The sequence below is a fragment of the Enterobacter sp. Res13-Sevr-PEC09-46 genome (assembly GCF_015672585.1).
In the GTDB taxonomy this organism is placed as follows: Bacteria; Pseudomonadota; Gammaproteobacteria; order Enterobacterales; family Enterobacteriaceae; genus Enterobacter; species Enterobacter hormaechei_C.
In genome coordinates this window covers 53163-72318 of the sequence record NZ_JADABR010000028.1, presented here as the reverse complement: position 1 = coordinate 72318, position 19156 = coordinate 53163, and the positions used below count along the sequence as shown (strand labels likewise).

Sequence of the window (19156 nt, the reverse complement as noted above, 5' to 3'; positions counted from 1 at the left end):
ATGTTAAACGGTTCCTGTAAAAAGGGAATGCTCGTGTTTTGCCTTAGCGTGCTGGCATTTAATATTCGGGCTGAGATTTCCTCTAATGCGAATGAATCTCTGGAACTGGCGCGAGCCATATTTGACAGCGATGCTTTAAAAAATAACGGGCTTGATCCGGCCATTGCGGATTACTATTCCCTCACTCCCCGTTTTACCCCTGGCTACCATAATGTGACGGTTAATATTAATGGTAAGCAGCGCAATATTATGCCCGTGAAATTTGATGAGGAAGGAACGCCCTGTATTGATAAAGCGTTTCTGGAAAACGCGGGCCTGATTAAACAGACGAAAAGAGGCACCTGCCCGAAGATTTATCACTACTGGTCCGGATCAACGATTCAGACTTCGCCGGATATTGATGAAATATCGGTTGTTGTACCGCCTGAAGCGATCGACCCTGATTATGACCGACAGTTCGCCGAGGTGCGTGGCGGACGTGCAGCCATGCTGAATTACTCCATGTTTGGCACCCATAATCACTATGATGATGAGAACGCTGACCGTTTCCAGTCGACCTTTGAAATGGGCTTTAATGCCGGAGACTGGATTGTGCGCAGCACGCAGTTCATTAGCGACGGCAGCGATCAGGATTTTGATGTCGACTCCCTCTACACCTATGCCCAGCGTACCTTTACCGATTATGGCGTGATGGTGCAGGGTGGCCAGATTAACATCGCCAACAGCCGCTTCAGTATTCCGGGAATTTACGGGGTCCAGATGATGCCGGATACCGCACTCACTCCTCAGGTGGGGACGGGCGTCGAAGTCAGCGGTATTGCCCGTAATCCGCAGGCGCGCGTCGATATCCGCCAGGGCGGACAGCTTATTTACTCAACGCTGGTTCCTGCCGGTCCGTTCAACCTGGATGACGTGCCGCTGGCGAACCTCAACACCGACCTGAACGTAACGGTCACCGAGACTGACGGCAGCGAAAACCGATTCACTGTCTCGGCAAGTACGTTCCGCAGCAATCATATAGGCCGTGCCCCGGGCTTTACGCTGGCTATGGGCCGCGTTGAAGACATGGACTCACGCTTTGAAAATCCGTGGGTGGTGTCCGCCAACAACGGCTGGTCTGTCAATAAGCGTGTCAATTTCCTGGCCGGTATGGTGATGGCGGATAACCACTATTATGGCTTCTCCGGCAACCTCGATACCATACCCATGCAGAACCTGTATGCCTCGTTGGGTTTTCTGGCGTCAATAGACAACCAGACGCAAACCGACGGCAACAAAACGACGCTGGATCTGGGTTACTCCCTGCCGTGGGGCATTGGGCTTTCGCTGGGCGGTAGCTATGGCACACCGGACTATCGCGAGATGGCGGAACTTTACGGCGACGATGACGATATGTCGCAAACCAAATACGACACCAGCGTCGGTATCAACTGGTCGAGTACCACGCTGGGCCGCTTTTCCCTCAGCTATTATCGCAACGAGAGCTGGAACAGCGACTATGACAGTCGCCGGTTTATCTCGTCGTGGTCACAGACTTTTAAATACTTCAACGTGAGCGTGAACTGGGAGTCGGATGTCAGCCGGCACGACAGCAGCGACAACGATCAGTTTTACGTAAACGTGTCGATCCCGCTGGGACGCTCAGGCGTTACAACCAGCTCCTGGTATCGCGAGAGCGAAGGTAAGCGTTCTTACGGCACGCGGGCGATGGGCTCGCTCAACGCTGAGAACCAGTACACGGTGGGGGTCACTCAGGACCAGGAAGAGAACACCACCAGCTGGGACAGCTCGCTGAACAGTAATCTGCATTACACCAACCTGGCGCTGGCGGCAGGAGGAGATAACGACAGCAATACCAACTACTCAGCAGCATTAAGCGGCGGGATTGTCGCCCACAGCGACGGGGTGACCTTCTCGCCTTACCGCGTGACCGATACGTACGCCATTGCCAGACTGGATAAACCGGTGGCTGGCATCGAGATAGGTACCCCGCGCGGCGCGGTATGGACCGATAAATGGGGCCAGGCGATTATTCCTGCGCTGTCGCCATTCCGTGAAAGCACGATTGAGATCAACACGGAAAGCCTGCCAGGCAATCTGGACGTAAGAAATGGCAGAACAGCGATCAAAGCGTCTCACGGCGCTGTGGCGAAGTGGGAGTTTGCGACGTTAAGCCAGCGCCGCGTGCTGCTCAGTATACGCCGTGCGGACGGTACGCCGCTGCCGGAAGGTGTCTCGATTGTGGACGCGGCAGGGGAGTATGTGACGAGTGCGCCAGAAGACGGCGTGATCTTCCTGAACGATATCTCTGCCAGCCAGCAGCTGTATGCGAAGCTGGATGAAGGGCGTTGCAGGCTGACGTACACCCTGCCGGAGGCAGAACCGAATAAATTCTATGAAGAGGTGACAGGGAAATGTCTCTGAATAACGTTCGTCAATACGCGCTGATGCTTATGCTGCTCTGCGGCGCAGCGGGACTTTCGGGAATGGCGCAGGCCGATGACGGCGCCTGTGAAATGATGTCGGCGGTGAAGAAAGTCGATTACGGGCGCTACCGTAAAGAGGATATGCGGCAAACGTCCGCTGAACATATTGGCAAAGTGTACAACGGTTATGCTTCTGTGATGCGTGAAGTTCAGGTTTCGGTGCTGTGTCCGGATGTGCGCAAAATGCGCATCTCCGTAGACGGGATTGCCCGACAGAACCTGGCGTATCGTTTTACGGACAGCGGCGCGATGAAAATCGAATTCAAAGATGGGCGGGTGGACGGGAACCCCGTGCAGCTGGCCGCGGTCGATATTGGCGCGGTAGCCGTTCAGGGAGGCGCTTCTCAGGTGACGCTGAAGCCGGAAAAAGCGCTGGCGGCGGTAAACGGTACAGAAGTGGCGGGCGAGCAGTTTGTCGCCACTATGATGATCACGACCTATCTCTCTGACAAGGCGTTTAGCGTTACTAACACAACGGATTTTGAAGAAACGCTGACGCTTAACGTCGATACGCTTCCTGCGCATTAACCCCTCAGATGCCCGGCAGCGCTGTTCTGTCGGGCATTTTTCTTAGTGGATCCCCGCCAGACGCAGCAGCGCCGTCACCACCGCCGCCGCGACGATCACCACAATTAACGGCATTTTGCGCCAGGCCAGAAACACCGCGAACCCCACCCCCAGTACGCGCGCCATCCCGGCAAAATGGTCCCCTTCATAAAACGTTGTTGCCAGCGCGACGGAGAATAATAAAACGGTTGCCGCGTCTGAAAGCAGCGCCTGCGACCGTTCAGAAAGCGCCAGCCGGCTACCGAGTTTCGCCCCGCCGAGACGCATCAGATAGGTTCCGGCAGAAAGAATGGCGATGCCGAGAATAAAGACCGTCATGTTTTCCATTATTTTTTCCTCGCGGCAAGGCCGAGCAAAGAGAGCAGCACCGGCAGGCCAACCGGCGCAAACGGTACGGCGGCCAGCGACAACACTGCGCCGCTACAGGCGCGGATCAGCGTGGTACGGTTTTTAAATGCCGGCACCACTAACGCCAGCAGGATCGCCGGGAACACCGCGTCCAGCCCGATGGTTTCCGGGTCCGGCAGCAGCTTGCCGACCATCGCGCCCAGCACCGCCCCCAGCGGCCAGATGATTGCCACGCCCAGGCCGCACAGCCAGTAGGCCGCTTTACGCTGCTCGGCGGTTTTTTGCGACAGGCCGAACACCACACTTTCATCATTCATGATATGACAGCCCAGAAAGCTCAGGCCGCGCTTGCCCACCAGTTCACGCACCGTAACGCCGAACGGCACATGGCGCGCGTTAACCAGTAAACCGGCCGCTGCCGCTGCCAGCGGATTGCCGCCGCTCGCCACGATGCCGATAAACATAAACTCGGATGCGCCTGCCAGCACCGTGAGGGAGAGGACAAACGGCACCCACAGCGGGAAACCGTAGGCCATCGCCAGTGAGCCATAAGACATGCCGACCACGCCCACCGCGAGGCAGACCAGGACGATCGCTTTTATCGTGTCGCCTTTCAGGCAAGAGAGGTGATTCTTCATACCATTTTAGCCATATCGAACGTGTTTCCATTATAATGAACGCATCAGAAACGTTTTACAAGACGAACGATTCGTTCGTTATAGAGAGAAAGAGGCCGTTATTATGACGCAGCCAATCAGCGTGATCGCCAAAAGTCTGGTGCGAGAGCGCCTGCGAACCGGGCTCTCACTGGCGGAAATTGCTCGCCGTGCCGGGATCGCCAAATCCACGCTTTCTCAACTGGAGTCTGGCAACGGCAATCCTAGCCTGGAAACGCTGTGGTCGCTTTGCGTGGCGCTGGATATTCCTTTTGCCCGGTTACTGGAGCCGCAGCAACCCGTCACGCAGGTGATCCGCCGCGGCGAGGGCACAAAAGTCGTCGCCGGGCAGGCGAACTACGAGGCGATTTTGCTCGCGGCGTGTCCGCCTGGCGCGCGTCGTGATATCTATCTGCTGCTGACTCAGCCGGGGGCAGACCGTATTTCCCAGCCCCATCCGCCTGGTTCGGTTGAGCATATTATCGTGACCCAGGGGCGGGCGATGGTCGGACTGATCGACGCGGCGGAAGAGCTCGGCCCGGGAGATTACATTTGCTACCCCGCTGACCAGCCGCATATCTTTAAGGCGCTGGAGCCAGATACGCACGCGCTGCTGGTGGCGGAACAAAACTAACAAAGATACGGAAAATCATGTCGCTTAAAGCCATTGCCAAAGAACTGGGGCTGTCTGTTACCACCGTCAGCCGCGCCCTCAACGGGTATGACGACGTTTCTGCTGAGACGCGCGCCCGCGTGGAAGCGGAGGCCCAGCGCCGTGGCTACCGACCAAATACCTTTGCCCGTCGCCTGAAGATGGGCAAAATCGACGCCGTCGGGCTGGTGTTTCCGGTGCATCCTGTTCCGCTCAATAACAGCGTTTTTATGGACATGGTCGGCGAAATTAGCCACGAACTGGCGCGACATGAGATTGACCTGCTGCTCATCGCTGACGACGATCTGGCGGACAAACACAGCTATATGCGCATGGTGCAGAGCCGACGCGTGGATGCGCTGATTGTGGCGCATACGCTGGATCACGATCCGCGTCTTGAGCAGCTACAGGCCGCCGGGTTCCCGTTCCTGGCGCTCGGCCGCAGCCAGCTCCCGCAGCCGTACGCGTGGTTCGATTTCGACAACTATGCCGGCACATATCAGGCCACCCGCTGGCTGATCGAGAAAGGCCATCAGCGCATTGCGCTGCTGGGCGAAAGCAACAACCAGGCATTCATCACCCAGCGCCGCCAGGGCTACCTGGACGCGCTGCGGGAAGCCGGACTTTCCAGCGAATGGCTGCGCGCCATGCCCCCTTCGCGTCGCGTGGGGTATGCCACCACGCAAGAACTTCTCTCCCTGCCGCAGCCGCCCACGGCCATCATTACCGACTGCAACACCCACGGCGACGGCGCAGCGATGGCCCTGGCGCAGATGGGGCGCTTAACCGGTGAAAATGCCGTTTCGCTGGTGGTCTATGACGGCTTACCGCAGGACAGCATTGTCGATATCGACGTCGCGGCGGTGATCCAGTCTACCCGTCAGGGTGTCGGGAAACAGATTGCCGATATGGTGCGCCAGCTGATTAATGGCGACGACATTGACACCCTTCAGGTGCTCTGGCAGCCAGAATTCTCCCCAGGCCAGACTGCCTGATTACACCAAAAATTCCAAACCCGATCACAGATCCGAAACGTTTTGGTTTGTATCCGAAACGTTTCGGATCAACACTCAGGACATCCCGATGACAGGAGATGTCTGATGCAAGATTCCATTTTTCGACTTGAAAGCAATACGGTTGACGTGGTGGTAAAAACCCACCCGTTCGCCGAAATTCTCTACTGGGGGCCACACCTTCAGCACTTTTCGCCGCAGGATGTGCTGAGTATTGCGCGCCCGGTTGCTAATGGCAGGCTGGACGTCGACTCCCCCGTCACGCTGATGGCAGAGCTGGGGCATGGGCTGTTTGGCTCGCCGGGCATCGAGGGGCACCGCCAGGGGCTGGACGGATCGCCGGTATTTAAAACCACGCAGGTGCAGCAGGCGTTAAACGCCCTGACAATCACTGCTGAAGACGAGCATGCAGGCCTGCGTCTGACCAGTGAAATAACGCTGGATGCCAGCGGCGTACTGGTGGTGCGTCATGGGTTAACCAACCTGAAAACGCAGGCGTGGCAGGTGGATCGCTTTGCCGTGACGCTGCCGGTGGCCGAACGCGCGCAGGAGGTGATGGCCTTCCACGGACGCTGGATCAGGGAGTTTCAGCCGCACCGCGTGATGCTTGAACATGACAGCTTTGTGATTGAAAACCGTCGGGGTAAAACCTCCCATGAACATTTCCCGGCGCTGATTTCAGGTACGCCGTCATTCAGTGAAATGCACGGCAACGTCTGGGGTATACATCTGGGCTGGAGTGGTAACCACCGCCTGCGCGCAGAGGCGAAAACCGATGGCCGCCGCTATATGCAGGCCGAAGCGCTCTACCTGCCGGGTGAAATGGCGATTGAAGAGGGGGAAACGCTCTGGACGCCGCGCCTGTATGCCAGCCACTCCCCGCACGGGCTGAATGGCATGAGCCAGCAGTTCCACCGCTACCTGCGCGATAACATTATCCGCTTCCCGGAAGATAAACCGCGCCCGGTGCACCTCAACACCTGGGAGGGGATCTACTTCAACCACGATCCGGACTACATCATGCGCATGGCCGACGAGGCCGCAGCGCTGGGCGTGGAGCGCTTTATCATTGACGACGGCTGGTTCAAAGGCCGCAACGACGACCACGCCGCGCTGGGCGACTGGTATCTGGACGAGAAAAAATACCCGAACGGCCTAAAGCCGGTAATCGATCACGTTAAACAGCTCAGCATGGAGTTTGGTATCTGGGTTGAGCCGGAGATGATTAACCCCGATTCCGATCTGTATCGCGCGCACCCTGACTGGGTGCTGGCGCTGCCGGGCTACGCCCAGGCGACCGGGCGACATCAGCTGGTGCTCAATCTCAATATTCCGCAGGCCTTTGAATATCTGGTCGAACGCATGAGCTGGCTGCTGGGCGAACACGCGGTCGACTACGTGAAATGGGATATGAACCGCGAGCTGGTGCAGCCGGGACACAAGGGTAAAGCCGCCGCCGACGCGCAGACCCGCCAGTTTTATCGCCTGCTGGACGTGCTGGGCGAGCGCTTCCCGCACATTGAGTTTGAATCCTGCTCCTCCGGCGGCGGGCGAATCGATTACGAAGTGCTGACCCGCTGCCACCGCTTCTGGGCGTCCGACAACAACGACGCGCTGGAGCGCAACACTATCCAGCGCGGCATGAGCTACTTCTTCCCGCCGGAGGTGATGGGCGCGCATATCGGTCACCATAAATGTCACGCCACCTTCCGCCAGCACAGCATTCAGTTCCGCGGGCTAACGTCGCTGTTTGGTCACATGGGGCTGGAGCTGGATCCGCTCACCGTCGATGCGCAGGAGCGTGAAGGCTATCGCCATTACGCCGCGCTGCACAAGCGGTGGCGAGAGGTCATTCATCACGGCACCCAGTGGCGCGTGGATATGCCGGACGCCACCACCCTGGCGCAGGGTATAGTGAGCGAAGATAAGACGCAGGGGCTGTTTTTGGTCAGCCAGCTCGCGATGCCGGATTACACCCTGATGATGCCGCTGCGCATGCCGGGGTTAGACGCCAGCGCGCTGTACCGCATCACGCTGCTCGATCACCCGAACATCCAGATTACGGGCGAGGGCGGGCACACCATGCGTAAGCTGCCGGCGTGGATGAACGCGCCGCAAACGGTAAGCGGTGAGTGGCTGATGCAGGCGGGTATTGCGCTGCCGATTCTGGATCCGGAAACCGCCATTCTGATTGGTGTGGAACGCGTGTAAGGGTGACGGGCCGGGCAACCGGCCCTCCGTTGAGGATAAAAATAATGAACACAACAACCTGTACCCACAAAGACAACCCTAATTTCTGGATCTTCGGGCTGTTCTTCTTTCTCTACTTCTTCATCATGGCCACCTGCTTTCCGTTCCTGCCGATCTGGCTGTCGGACATCATCGGCCTGAACAAAACCCATACCGGGATTGTTTTCTCCTGCATCTCGCTGTCGGCCATTGCCTTCCAGCCGGTGCTGGGGGTCATTTCGGACAAGCTGGGGCTGAAAAAACACCTGCTTTGGATCATCTCGGTGCTGCTGTTCCTGTTCGCGCCGTTCTTCCTGTACGTCTTCGCCCCGCTGCTGAAAACCAATATCTGGCTGGGGGCGCTGAGCGGTGGGTTGTATATCGGCTTTGTCTTCTCAGCGGGGTCGGGGGCGATTGAGGCCTATATTGAGCGCGTAAGCCGCAACAGCTTTTTTGAGTACGGCAAGGCGCGTATGTTCGGCTGTCTCGGCTGGGGGCTGTGCGCCTCAACGGGCGGCATCCTGTTCGGCATCGATCCGTCGTACGTCTTCTGGATGGGGTCGGCCGCGGCGCTGTTGCTGATGCTGCTGCTGGTGGTCGCGAAACCGAAGCCTAACCAGACGGCGCAGGTGATGAACGCCCTGGGCGCGAATCAGCCGCAGATCACCGCTAAAACCGTTTTTACCCTGTTCCGCCAGCGCAGAATGTGGATGTTCATCCTGTACGTGATTGGCGTGGCCTGCGTGTATGACGTCTTCGACCAGCAGTTTGCCACCTTCTTCAAAACCTTCTTCGCCACGCCGCAGGAGGGGACCCGTGCCTTTGGTTTCGCCACCACGGCGGGGGAAATCTGTAACGCGATCATTATGTTCTGCTCGCCGTGGATCATTAACCGCATCGGCGCGAAAAACACGCTGCTGATTGCCGGGGTGATCATGGCGACGCGCATTATCGGCTCGTCGTTTGCCACCACTGCCGTGGAGGTGATTGCCCTGAAGATGCTGCACGCGCTGGAAGTCCCGTTCCTGCTGGTGGGGGCATTCAAGTACATCACCGGGGTGTTTGATACGCGCCTGTCGGCCACCATCTACCTGATTGGCTTCCAGTTTGCCAAACAGTCGGCGGCGATCTTCCTCTCCGCCTTTGCCGGAAATATGTATGACCGGGTCGGCTTCCAGGAGACGTATCTGATACTGGGCTGCTTCGTGCTGGCGATCACGGTGGTGTCGGCGTTTACGCTGAGTGGCAGGCGGGAGATTGCTGCCGCCTCGGGGGCAGCAGCGTTAACACATCAGTCCAGGTAAAACACCTCTTTCAGCGCCGAACTCACCGGGCTGTTATCCGGGTTCGACGGCATAACGTCACCCATATATTTCCACCAGCGCTGGCAGACATCGGTGTTTGCCACCGCGTTCCAGCGCTCTTCCGATTCAATCTCCACCGTCGCAAACAGCAGGTTGCGAGCTTTGTCGAGATAGATGGCGTAGTGGTGCGCGCCGTGGGCTTTCAGCACCGCTTCCAGCTCGGGCCAGATCGGGTTGTGGCGACGTGCGTACTCCTCGTGCGCGTCCGGGTTTACCTGCATCACAAACGCTTTGCGGATCATAATGCCTCCAGGTACAGCTCGCGGACCTCATCGCGGCTGGCGGTGCGCGGGTTGCACGGCGCGCACGGGTCGGCGAGGGCTTTATCCAGCCAGCCTTCGATGTCCGCTTTGGTCACGCCGAGCTGGCTGAAGCCGGACGGAATGCCGACCCGGGCGCTCAGGTCGCGAATCGCCTGAATAGCTGACATGCTGGCGGCTTCGTCGCTCATGCCGCGCGTGTCAACGCCCATCGCCTGCGCCACGCGGGCGAAACGTGCGACCGCGTTCGGGCGGTTAAAGTTTTCGATGATCGGCAGCAGAATGGCGTTGCACACACCGTGCGGCAGGTTGTGCGTCGCGCCCGGCTGGTGCGCCAGGGCGTGCACCAGCCCCAGACCGGCGCTGTTAAACGCCATGCCCGCCAGATACTGACCAAAGGCCATCTGCTCGCGCGCTTCCAGGTTGTGACCGTCGTCGACCGCTTTCGGCAGCCACAGGTTGATCAGGCGAATCGCTTCCAGCGCGTTGGCATCAGTAAGCGGGTGCGCGCCGACGGACACGTAGGCTTCAATCGCATGGGTCAAGGCATCCATGCCGGTTGCGGCGGTCACGGAGGCCGGAATATCAAGCATCACGCTGGCATCGTCCACGGCGATATCCGGGATGATGTTCGGGTCGATAATCACCTCTTTCACCTGTCGCGCGGCGTCAATGATCACCGCGTTGCTGGTCATCTCCGCCGCCGTGCCTGCGGTGGTGTTGATCGCCACCAGCGGTACGCCCGCGTTTTTTACTTTGCCGACGCCGGAGTAATCGGTTGACGGACCGGGATTGGCGGTGAGGATTTTGATCGCCTTGGCGGTATCAATCGGGCTGCCGCCGCCAAAGGCAATCAGGTAATCACACTCCGCATCCTGATATGCCGCATAGCCTTTTTGCACCAGCGCTTCCGTCGGATTCGGGAATACCTCATCGAACAGGTGATACGACATCTGATGGGCGTCGAGCGCGGAAAACAAACTGTCGAGCAGGCCAAGTTTCACCAGCTGGCCGTCGGTGACAATCAGCGCTTTTCCCCACTGTTTGTTTGCCACCAGATTGACCATATCGCCGATCGCGCCCGCGCCGTGCAGGCTGATTTTGGGGAGTGCCAACATAAAGCTCATGATAATTCTCCTTAATTACTGTGATTTTTATGCCCGGCGGCGCTGCGCTTGCGCGGGCCTACGGTTAAGTAGGCCGGGTAAACGCAGTGCCACCCGGCTATGAGATCCGTCTTCGCTGCATCACCCGGCGGGTAATAATCGGCAGCGAAATCACCACGATCAGCATCGCGCCGATAATCACCGACATCACAATGCCGGGCACGTTGAGCAGGCTCAGGCCGAAGGTCACCAGCCCCATCAGGAAGGCGGCGATAATCACGCCCACCATGCTGCCGGACCCACCGAGAATATTGACGCCGCCGAGCACCGCCATCGTCACCACCGCCAGCTCCCAGCCCATCGCGATGGTCGGGCGGGTACTGCCCAGACGCGAGGTGAGTAGCACCGACGCCAGGCCGGACATCAGTCCTACCAGCGCAAACAGGATCAGGTTGTGGCGCTTCACGTTGATGCCGGAGTACCACGCGCCGGTCGGGTTGTTGCCGATGGCGTAGGTGCGGCGGCCAAAATTGGTGCGGTGCAGCACAAAGGCAAACAGAGCGGCCAGCACGATAAACAGCGCGAACTCAAACGACAGCGCACCCCAGACGTAGCCCTGGCCGAACCAGGCGAAGCTCTCCGGGTAGCTGTTCAGCGCCTGGTCCCCGAGCAGGATGTAGGTGATCCCGCGGTACAGGCTCATGGTGCCGATGGTGATGACGATGGACGACAGGTTAAAGCGCGTCACCAGAATGCCGTTGAACAGCCCGCACAGTAGCCCGACGCCTAATCCCACGCACACCAGCAGTGGCGTATCGACGCCCGCTGCCGCGCAAAAGCCCATCACCGTGGAGCTGAGCGCGATGGTGGAGGCCACAGACAGGTCAATTTCCCGGGCGATAATCAGCATCGCCATCGGCAACACAATGATCGCTTTTTCCGTGAAGTTGAACGTCGCGTCGGAGAGGTTCCAGATATTGAGGAAGTAGGGCGAGGCGAGCGCATTCACCACAAACACCGCCAGCGTCACCGCCAGCAGGAAGCCCTCCCAGCACAGCAGGCGCTGGAAGATGCCCGGCGCAGAAGTGGGTTTGAACTCTTCAGATGTCATCATTTTGCTCATGGTTTCACCGCCAGTTTCTGACGTGCCAGCGCCGCGTCGCGCAGGATCAGCCTGCCTTTGCGCCTGTTGCCGCGCTCGTTCAGCAGCACAGCGATGACAATGACCGAGCCGGAAATCGCCATCTGCCAGAACGGGGAGACGCCGATCACCGGCAGGGCGTTGTTGATGACGCCAAGGAACAGCGCCCCGAACAGACAGCCGAGCACGCGGCCGGTGCCGCCCATGGTGCTGATCCCGCCAATCACACAGGCTGCCACCACCTGCAATTCAAAACCGTTAGCGACGTCAACATACGCAACGGCAAAGCGTGATATCCACAGGTAGCCGCAGAACCCGGCCAGCAGACCGGAAAGGCAGAAGCTGATGAACTGCATTTTCCCGGCGTTGATCCCGGTGTAGTACGCTGCCGTGGCGTTCCCGCCGGCGGTGTAGAGCGCCCGTCCGGTGCGACTGTAGCGCAGGAAGTAGCCCACCAGCAGCAGTACGGCGATGGCGCACCAGCTCAGCACCGGCAGGCCCAGCACTGACGCACGCGGCAGGCCGAGGAAGTTTGCACCCATCTGGTTGGAGTTCACCCAGCCGCCGCCGGAGAGCAAAAAGATCATTCCGCGGTAGATGCTCATGGTACCGAGCGTCACCACAATCGCCGGAATGCCCAGTTTCCACACCAGCAGGCCGTTTATTGCGCCCATCAGCAGCCCAAGCGCGCTGGCGAGGATCAGCAGCGCCCAGACGGGCACGTCCGGGTAATGGAAATTAATCAGGGCGACAATCATCCCGGTCAGGGCCAGATTAGCCGCCATCGACAGGTCGATGCCTTTAGTGAGCAGCACCATCATCTGCCCGAGCGCGAGGACGATCAGAATGGCGGTGTCGTTAAACATCTCCACCAGGTTGCCCGGTGCGATAAACGATGGCACGCGGCTGCCAATGGCGACGACCATCAGGACAATCACCGCGCCAAGCAGCGCCTCGCGGTGTTTTAAGAGTGAGCTAAGCATTTATGCCGCCTCCTGTTTTGCACCGCTGGCGGCGCTGACGATGGTTTCCGCCGTCGCGTCTCCCGCCTGGTATTCGGCCACCATCAGCCCCTCGTGCATGACGATAATGCGATCCGCCATGCCCATCACTACCGGCAGTTCGGACGAGACCATAATCACCGCCAGCCCCTGACTGACCAGCTCGGACATAAACTGATGCACGGCTGCCTTTGAGCCGATATCGATGCCTTTTGTTGGCTCATCGAGGATGATCACGTCAGGGTGCGTCGCCAGCCATTTGCCGATCACCACCTTTTGCTGGTTGCCGCCAGAGAGGGTCTCCACCGCCTGCTTCCAGCTGAAGGCTTTCACTTGCAGGCGCCTGGCGTATTCGTCTGCCAGCTTCCATTCGCGGTCGTCGTGCAGTACGCCGTTCGGATTGAGCCTGCTGAGCTGAGGCAGGCTGATGTTCTGGGCAATGGACAGTTCGATAATCGCACCCTGCTTCTGCCGCTCTTCCGGCACGCAGACGATACCGGCCTTGATCGCATCCGCAGGCTGGCGGAAGCGCCGGGGCTGTCCGTTGAGGATAATTTCCCCGGACGATGGCCGCGTGACGCCGGAAAGCGCCTGCATCAGCTCGGTACGCCCGGCACCCACCAGCCCGTAAAAGCCGAGGATTTCCCCTTTACGCAGGGAGAATGAGATATGCGCAAACTCGGTTGGATGGCAGAGGTTTTTCACCTCCAGCACCGTCTCGCCTTTTTCGCAGTCTATTTTCGGGAAGGTTTGGGTAATGGCGCGCCCGACCATCATCGACACCATCCGCTCCTCGGTGATCTCATTTATTGCCCCTGCACCGACGAACACGCCGTCGCGCAAAATGGTGTAGTGATCGGCCAGCTCAAAAATCTCGTCGAACTTGTGGGAGATAAACAGGATGGCTTTTCCCTCCTGCTTTAAGCGCTCCACAATCTGGTAAAACTCGAGGATTTCATGCTGTGACAGCGCCGCTGTAGGTTCATCAAGAATAACCACCTGCGCCTCAAACGACAGCGCGCGGGCAATCGCCACCATGTGACGCTGGGCGATGCTCAGGGTTTTCAGCGTTGCGCGCGGGTCGATTTGCACCTCAAGGCGGGCGAGAATAGCCTGCGCCCGGCGGTGCATTTCCGGCCAGTCGAGCTTTTTCAGGAAGCCTTTGTGAAGGTACTGACCGACAAAGATATTTTCGGTGACCGAGAGTTCATCGAACAGGACGGTTTCCTGGTGAATGGCGGTGATGCCCATTTTATGCGCCGACTCCGGCGTCTGAAGGTGAACGGGGATCGCCTTGTAAAGAATTTCGCCCTCGTCGGGCTGGTATATGCCGGTCATCACTTTGACCAGCGTCGACTTGCCCGCGCCGTTTTCGCCGATAAGCGCCGTCACTTTGCCGGGCCACAGCGCAAGCTGCACGTTCTCAAGAGCACGCACGCCGGGGAACACCTTGGTGATGCCAGAAAGCTGTAGCAATGGGGTCATGATAGTTCTCCTGGACAGGGGAATTTGTAGGGCAGGTAAGCGGCAGCGCCACCCGCCTTTTGCCGGATGGCGCTACGCTTATCCGGCCTACAAATCGCATCAAAAGATTTTTGAGAACTTATCAATATTGCTGGCATCGTAAACGAACGGCTCGGCCATCGCGCCGTTGCCGTCGGCATCCAGCTTCACTTTGCCCAGCTTGCCCATGCTGGCCTCACCTTTCGTGGCGGTGCCTTTCACCAGGTCATCCGCCAGGTAGGTTGCGGCATAGCCCAGGTCAATCGGGTTCCAGATGGCAAAGCTCTTGCTTGCGCCGGACTTCACCGCGCCCGCCATCTCAGACGGCAGGCCTAAACCGGTGACGTACACTTTGCCAATCTTGCCCTGGTCCTTCACCGCCTGCGCGGCAGCCACAATGCCAACGGAAGAAGGCGAAACAATCACTTTCAGCTCCGGGTAGGTTTTCAGCAGGCCGACAGCTTCGCGGTAGCTCTTGTCAGAGAGATCGTCCCCGTAGGCCACGGTCACCAGATTGACGGACGGGTACTTCGGCAGCACCTTTTTCATCTCTGCAATCCAGGTGTTCTGATTGGTGGAGGTTGGCGTGGCGCTCAGCACCGCCACATCGCCTTTCTCCACGTTCAGCGCTTTCAGGGCATCGGCGGCGAGCTTGACGTTAGTTTCGCCAATCAGGGCGTTATTGGACGGGTTGAGGTGGATCTGACGCCCGGCTTTCGCCACGCCGGAATCCCACGACACAACCTTGATGCCGCGCTGCATCGCTTTTTTCAGCACCGGCACGACGGCGTCCGGATCGTTCGCGGAAATCGCGATCGCATCAACGCCCTGGGCGATCAGCCCGTTCAGCACCTCGATCTGCGCTTCCGCCGTGGTGGTGGTCGGGCCGGTATAAATCACTTTTACATCGCCTAACTCTTTGGCCGCCTCCTGCGCGCCGACGTTCGCTGCCTCGAAGAATCCATTCCCTAAGGACTTCGCCACCAGGGCGATTTTCACTTCTGCTAAAGCGGAACCGGACAACGCCAGAGCGGCAACGGTGAGGATCAAGCTTGCTTTTATTTTCATTGCTTTTACTCCACTGACTTGAGTTAGTTGTAGGGATTGCAGGTGGTTTTCGCCCCGTCTCGGTGAGCGGGGCGCGATGTTGTTATTGGTACAAATCTAACGCCGACTGCATGGGGGTGACGCCAAAGCGTTTACCCAGGGCGATCAGTTCTTCCCGGGTGATGGTCTGCTTCATGCCGCCCATGGAATAGACCTTCACCAGCACTTCCGCGGATTTCTCGGCGGTGTCGATCAGGCCGAAGGTTTCATCCAGCGTCGGGCCGCTGCCGAAGACGCCATGGAACGGCCACAGCACCAGTGAATGTTTCTGCATGTCCGTCGCGGTTGCCTGGCCGATTTCGTCGGTGCCCGGCACCATCCACGGCAGAATGCCGACGCCGTCCGGGAACACCACCAGACACTCGGTGCTGCCTTCCCACAGTTTGCGGGTGAAGAAATCAGAATTATTTTCCAGCACGTAGGTCAGGGCGATCAGGTTGGTGGCGTGGCAGTGCATGATCACGCGGTCCTTGCCATTGGTCGCCTTGATGCGCTCGCAGTGGGAGAGGAAGTGCGCCGGCAGTTCTGAGGTGGGCACCGCCTCATCCGTCAGCCCCCACAGAATGTGGTAGCCCGCGCCGTCGCTATCCACTTTCACTACGCCGAGGTTGGCCTGCGGGTCGAGCTGAACGTTGCGGAAGAACTTCCCGGAACCGGTGACGATAAACGGCGTGTTGGCGAGCAGCGGCATCGGCTGGCTCAGGGCGATATAGCGCGGCTTCTGGTGGAAATCGGCGGCAAATGGCTCGATATCCGCGTCGTCCAGGCGTAGCGTCAGGTTGCCGCCGTTGCGCTCGTCCCAGCCCTTCAGCCAGGCATCGGAGGTGGCTTTGATCATGCCCTGGACGAACCAGGAGGTGGTGATGGTCTGCATACTGTGTTTCCTTTGAAAATGCCGGGTGGCGCTACGCTTACCCGGCCTACTTTTACCTGTAGGCCCGGCAAGCAACGCGCCGCCGGGCAATGTTTTTACTGACGAGCGGCAAGAACGTCTTTCTCATATGCCCGCACGTTGTCCAGCCACTGGCTGCCCGCAGGCGCATCGTGACGCTGGCAGTACATCTCCCACACCGCCTGCCACGGCAGAGATTTCTGTTCTTCCAGCAGCGCCAGGCGCGCGGTGTAGTCGCCGTTTTCTTCCAGCTGTTTCAGGGCGGCGACAGGCTCCAGCAGCGCGCGCAGCAGGGCTTTCTTCATGTTGCGGGTGCCGATAACCCACGCCGCGATGCGGTTGATGGAGGCGTCGAAGAAGTCGAGGCCGATGTGTACGCGGTCGAACAGATCGTGGCGGATGATTTCGCTGGCAATGGCCTGGGTTTCGTCATCCAGCAGCACCACGTGGTCGCTGTCCCAGCGCACCGGACGGCTGACGTGCAGCAGCAGGCGCGGCACGAAGAGCATGGCGGCGGAGATCTTGTCGGAGATCACCTCGGTTGGGTGGAAGTGGCCGGCATCCAGGCACAGCGCGGTCTGGCGGCTGGTGGCATAACCCATGTAGAACTCGTTTGAGCCCACGGTGTAGCTCTCTGCGCCAATGCCGAACAGCTTGCTCTCGACGGCATCGATGTGGTGCGCCGGGTCCAGCTTCTCGCTGATGGCTTCATCCAGCGCGGCCAGCAGGCGCTGGCGCGGGGCCAGTCGGTCTACGGTGATATCCTTCATGCCGTCCGGGATCCAGATGTTCATCACCGACGGCGTGCCAAGCTGCTCGCCGAAATACGCAGAAACGCGGCGGCTGGCTTTGACATGGTCGATCCAGAACTGGCGGATTTCGTCGTTGGCGTGCGCAAGGGTAAAGCCGTCCGCGCTCAGCGGGTGCGAGAAGCAGGAGGGGTTAAAGTCCAGGCCCAGCTTGTTGGCTTTCGCCCACGTCACCCAGTTCGTAAAGTGCTCCGGTTTGATTTCATTACGCGCCACCGGCTCGTCGGATTCGAGATAAATGGCGTGCAGATTCAGGCGCTTTGGCCCGGGGATCAGGCTCAGCGCCAGCTCCAGATCCGCACGCAGTTCGGTGGCGTTGCGCGCTTTGCCCGGATAGTTACCCGTGGCCTGAATCCCCCCTGTCAGGGAACCGCCCGGGTTCTCGAAGCCAGCAACGTCATCACCCTGCCAGCAGTGCATGGAGACGGGCAGACGGTCGAGCTGGCGCAGCGCCTCTTCGACATCCACGCCGACGGCGGCGAAACGCTGTTTAGCCAGGTCCCAGGCTTGTTCAAGTTGAGTGGTCATGCGCAAAGCTCCTTAGTCAGTCGTTTTTGCTGAAACTGCGCCCGGTAGCGGGCAATTTCATGGCAGGGATGGGGGGTGAAGGTGGTCAGGCTGTTATTCGCCGTCACCACCGAACGGAAATCGTCGACGTTTGAAAGTTCGTCCAGGGTCATCAGCTGAATGCCGATATTGCCGAGCGTGGAGGCTTCAATCGGACCTGCCACCACGGTAATGCCGCAGGCATCCGCGCAGAGCTGGTTCAGCAGCTGGTTCTGGCAGCCGCCGCCCACGATATGCAGCTGCGTGAACGGTTTGCCGCGAAGGTCAGCCAGCTCGCTCAGGATGTCGGCATAGAGCAGGGCGAGACTGTCAAAAATGCAGCGCGCCAGCTCGGCGGGGCGGGAAGGTACCGGCTGCCCCGCTTCAAAACAGGCGGCCTGGATTTCAGCGCTCATGTGCGCCGGATTGATAAAGCGGTCGTCGTTCGGGTTAATCAGGAAGGTGCAGGCCTTCAGCGTTTCGGTTTCCGCGATAAGCGCGGGCAGGTCGTTGATGTTCTGCTCTTTCAGCACCCGCTGGAGCAGCCACAGGCCCATGATGTTCTTCAGCACCCGGTAGCGCCCTTCGGCGCCACCTTCGTTAGTGATGTTCGCCGCCAGTGCGGCATCGCTGGTGTAGGGTGTTTTGCTCTCAAAGCCCATCAGCGACCAGGTGCCGGAAGAGAGGTACGCCGCGTCTTTGCCGGCGAGCGGCGAGGCAATGACTGCGCTTGCGGTGTCGTGACTGGCGACGGCGACAACAGGAATTTCATTCCCCTGCGGGCAAAGCCAGTGGCCGATCACATTGCCCGGATGGGTTGGCGCGCCGAACCAGGACGGCGAGGCGCCCGTCCAGGCCAGCAGATGTTCATCCCAGTTATCGGTGTTGATGTTAACCAGCTGCGTGGTGGTGGCGTTGGTGTATTCCCAGTTCATGTTGCCGGTCAGACGGTAGCTTAAGTAGTCCGGGATCAGCAGCGCATGCGCCACCTTTTCGACCAGCTCTGGCTGTTGCTCAACCAGCGCGCGCAGCTGATACAGCGTGTTAAACGGCAGAAACTGAATGCCGCTGCGACCATAGATGTTCTCCTTGCCAAGCTGGGCGATGGCGTGCGCCATTAGCCCATCGGTGCGGCTGTCGCGGTAGGAGACGGGCAGGCCGACGCGTTCGCCGTGACTGTCCAGCAGTACGTAATCCACACCCCAGGTATCAATGCCGATACTGTCGATGCGAATACCGTCTTCGCAGACGTTGTGAAGTCCGGTGCGGATCTCTGCTTCCAGGGCGTCGATATCCCAGGTAACAAAACCGTCCTGTTTTTGCAGACAATTGGCGAAACGGTGCATTTCGCGAAGCGTAAGGGTGTGCAGGTCGCAGTCCCAGGTGGCGAGCATTACACGGCCGCTGGATGCGCCTAAATCGACAGCCACACAATGGCGAAAAGTCATGGTCGGGTCCTTTCTTAAGTCATTAGCG

Annotated in this window: 17 protein-coding genes; 6 read left to right on the top strand and 11 right to left on the bottom strand. The window is 59.1% G+C overall.

Going from position 1 to position 19156, the window contains the following annotated elements:
• Together IMQ56_RS18055 and IMQ56_RS18050 are read left to right on the top strand one after the other, a co-directional pair.
• Positions 1–2424: a fimbrial biogenesis usher protein gene (locus tag IMQ56_RS18055; protein WP_015569919.1), complete on the top strand. Its 2424-nt coding sequence runs from the start codon at positions 1–3 to the stop codon at positions 2422–2424.
• Positions 2415–3014, top strand: coding sequence for a hypothetical protein (locus IMQ56_RS18050; RefSeq protein ID WP_032649890.1), 600 nt, complete (start codon positions 2415–2417; stop codon positions 3012–3014). The genes IMQ56_RS18055 and IMQ56_RS18050 overlap by 10 nt, the downstream gene beginning before the upstream one ends.
• 42 nt (positions 3015–3056) lie before the next feature.
• Here IMQ56_RS18050 and IMQ56_RS18045 read toward each other — a convergent pair whose 3' ends face one another.
• A complete protein-coding gene (locus tag IMQ56_RS18045) occupies positions 3057–3380 on the bottom strand; it encodes an AzlD domain-containing protein (RefSeq protein ID WP_015569921.1) in 324 nt (107 codons plus the stop codon).
• Entirely contained in the window at positions 3380–4039 is a 660-nt protein-coding gene (locus tag IMQ56_RS18040) for an AzlC family ABC transporter permease (RefSeq protein ID WP_015569922.1), read from the bottom strand. Before IMQ56_RS18040 ends, IMQ56_RS18045 begins: the two co-directional genes overlap by 1 nt.
• A gap of 103 nt (positions 4040–4142) precedes the next feature.
• On the opposite strand from IMQ56_RS18040, the gene IMQ56_RS18035 reads away from it, so the two are divergent.
• The 4 genes from IMQ56_RS18035 (at position 4143) to IMQ56_RS18020 (ending at position 9255) form a co-directional block, all read left to right on the top strand.
• Positions 4143–4691 (top strand): XRE family transcriptional regulator, encoded by a 549-nt coding sequence (locus tag IMQ56_RS18035; RefSeq protein ID WP_003861973.1) that lies wholly within the window; start codon positions 4143–4145, stop codon positions 4689–4691.
• 17 nt (positions 4692–4708) lie between these two features.
• The gene (locus IMQ56_RS18030) at positions 4709–5704 is read left to right on the top strand and encodes a LacI family DNA-binding transcriptional regulator (RefSeq protein WP_003861974.1); all 996 of its coding nucleotides are present in this window, start codon (positions 4709–4711) and stop codon (positions 5702–5704) included.
• Between the two features lie 105 nt (positions 5705–5809).
• Positions 5810–7933, top strand: a complete 2124-nt coding sequence (locus tag IMQ56_RS18025) for an alpha-galactosidase (RefSeq protein ID WP_196064115.1) — start codon at positions 5810–5812, stop codon at positions 7931–7933.
• A 44-nt stretch (positions 7934–7977) separates the two neighbouring features.
• A complete protein-coding gene (locus IMQ56_RS18020) occupies positions 7978–9255 on the top strand; it encodes an MFS transporter (RefSeq protein WP_015569924.1) in 1278 nt (425 codons plus the stop codon).
• Here IMQ56_RS18020 and rhaM read toward each other — a convergent pair.
• The 9 genes from rhaM to rhaB form a co-directional block, all read right to left on the bottom strand.
• A complete protein-coding gene (gene rhaM / locus IMQ56_RS18015) occupies positions 9243–9557 on the bottom strand; it encodes an L-rhamnose mutarotase (RefSeq protein ID WP_015569925.1) in 315 nt (104 codons plus the stop codon). The two genes, IMQ56_RS18020 and rhaM, sit on opposite strands and share 13 nt — an antisense overlap.
• The gene (fucO, locus tag IMQ56_RS18010; protein WP_003861980.1) at positions 9554–10702 is read right to left on the bottom strand and encodes a lactaldehyde reductase; all 1149 of its coding nucleotides are present in this window, start codon (positions 10700–10702) and stop codon (positions 9554–9556) included. The genes rhaM and fucO overlap by 4 nt, the downstream gene beginning before the upstream one ends.
• Positions 10703–10799: 97 nt before the next feature.
• Entirely contained in the window at positions 10800–11804 is a 1005-nt protein-coding gene (locus IMQ56_RS18005) for an ABC transporter permease (protein ID WP_015569926.1), read from the bottom strand.
• Positions 11801–12805: an ABC transporter permease gene (locus IMQ56_RS18000; RefSeq protein ID WP_032668955.1), complete on the bottom strand. Its 1005-nt coding sequence runs from the start codon at positions 12803–12805 to the stop codon at positions 11801–11803. Before IMQ56_RS18000 ends, IMQ56_RS18005 begins: the two co-directional genes overlap by 4 nt.
• Positions 12806–14308 (bottom strand): sugar ABC transporter ATP-binding protein, encoded by a 1503-nt coding sequence (locus IMQ56_RS17995; RefSeq protein ID WP_196064114.1) that lies wholly within the window; start codon positions 14306–14308, stop codon positions 12806–12808. It lies immediately after the preceding gene.
• 99 nt (positions 14309–14407) lie between these two features.
• Complete coding sequence (gene rhaS / locus IMQ56_RS17990) at positions 14408–15394, bottom strand: rhamnose ABC transporter substrate-binding protein (protein WP_032649875.1); 987 nt, start codon at positions 15392–15394, stop codon at positions 14408–14410.
• An 82-nt stretch (positions 15395–15476) separates the two neighbouring features.
• Entirely contained in the window at positions 15477–16307 is an 831-nt protein-coding gene (gene rhaD, locus IMQ56_RS17985; protein WP_015569930.1) for a rhamnulose-1-phosphate aldolase, read from the bottom strand.
• Between the two features lie 95 nt (positions 16308–16402).
• Positions 16403–17662, bottom strand: a complete 1260-nt coding sequence (rhaA, locus tag IMQ56_RS17980; RefSeq protein ID WP_032668961.1) for an L-rhamnose isomerase — start codon at positions 17660–17662, stop codon at positions 16403–16405.
• Complete coding sequence (gene rhaB, locus IMQ56_RS17975; RefSeq protein WP_017694057.1) at positions 17659–19128, bottom strand: rhamnulokinase; 1470 nt, start codon at positions 19126–19128, stop codon at positions 17659–17661. Before rhaB ends, rhaA begins: the two co-directional genes overlap by 4 nt.
• Positions 19129–19156 lie beyond the last annotated feature (28 nt).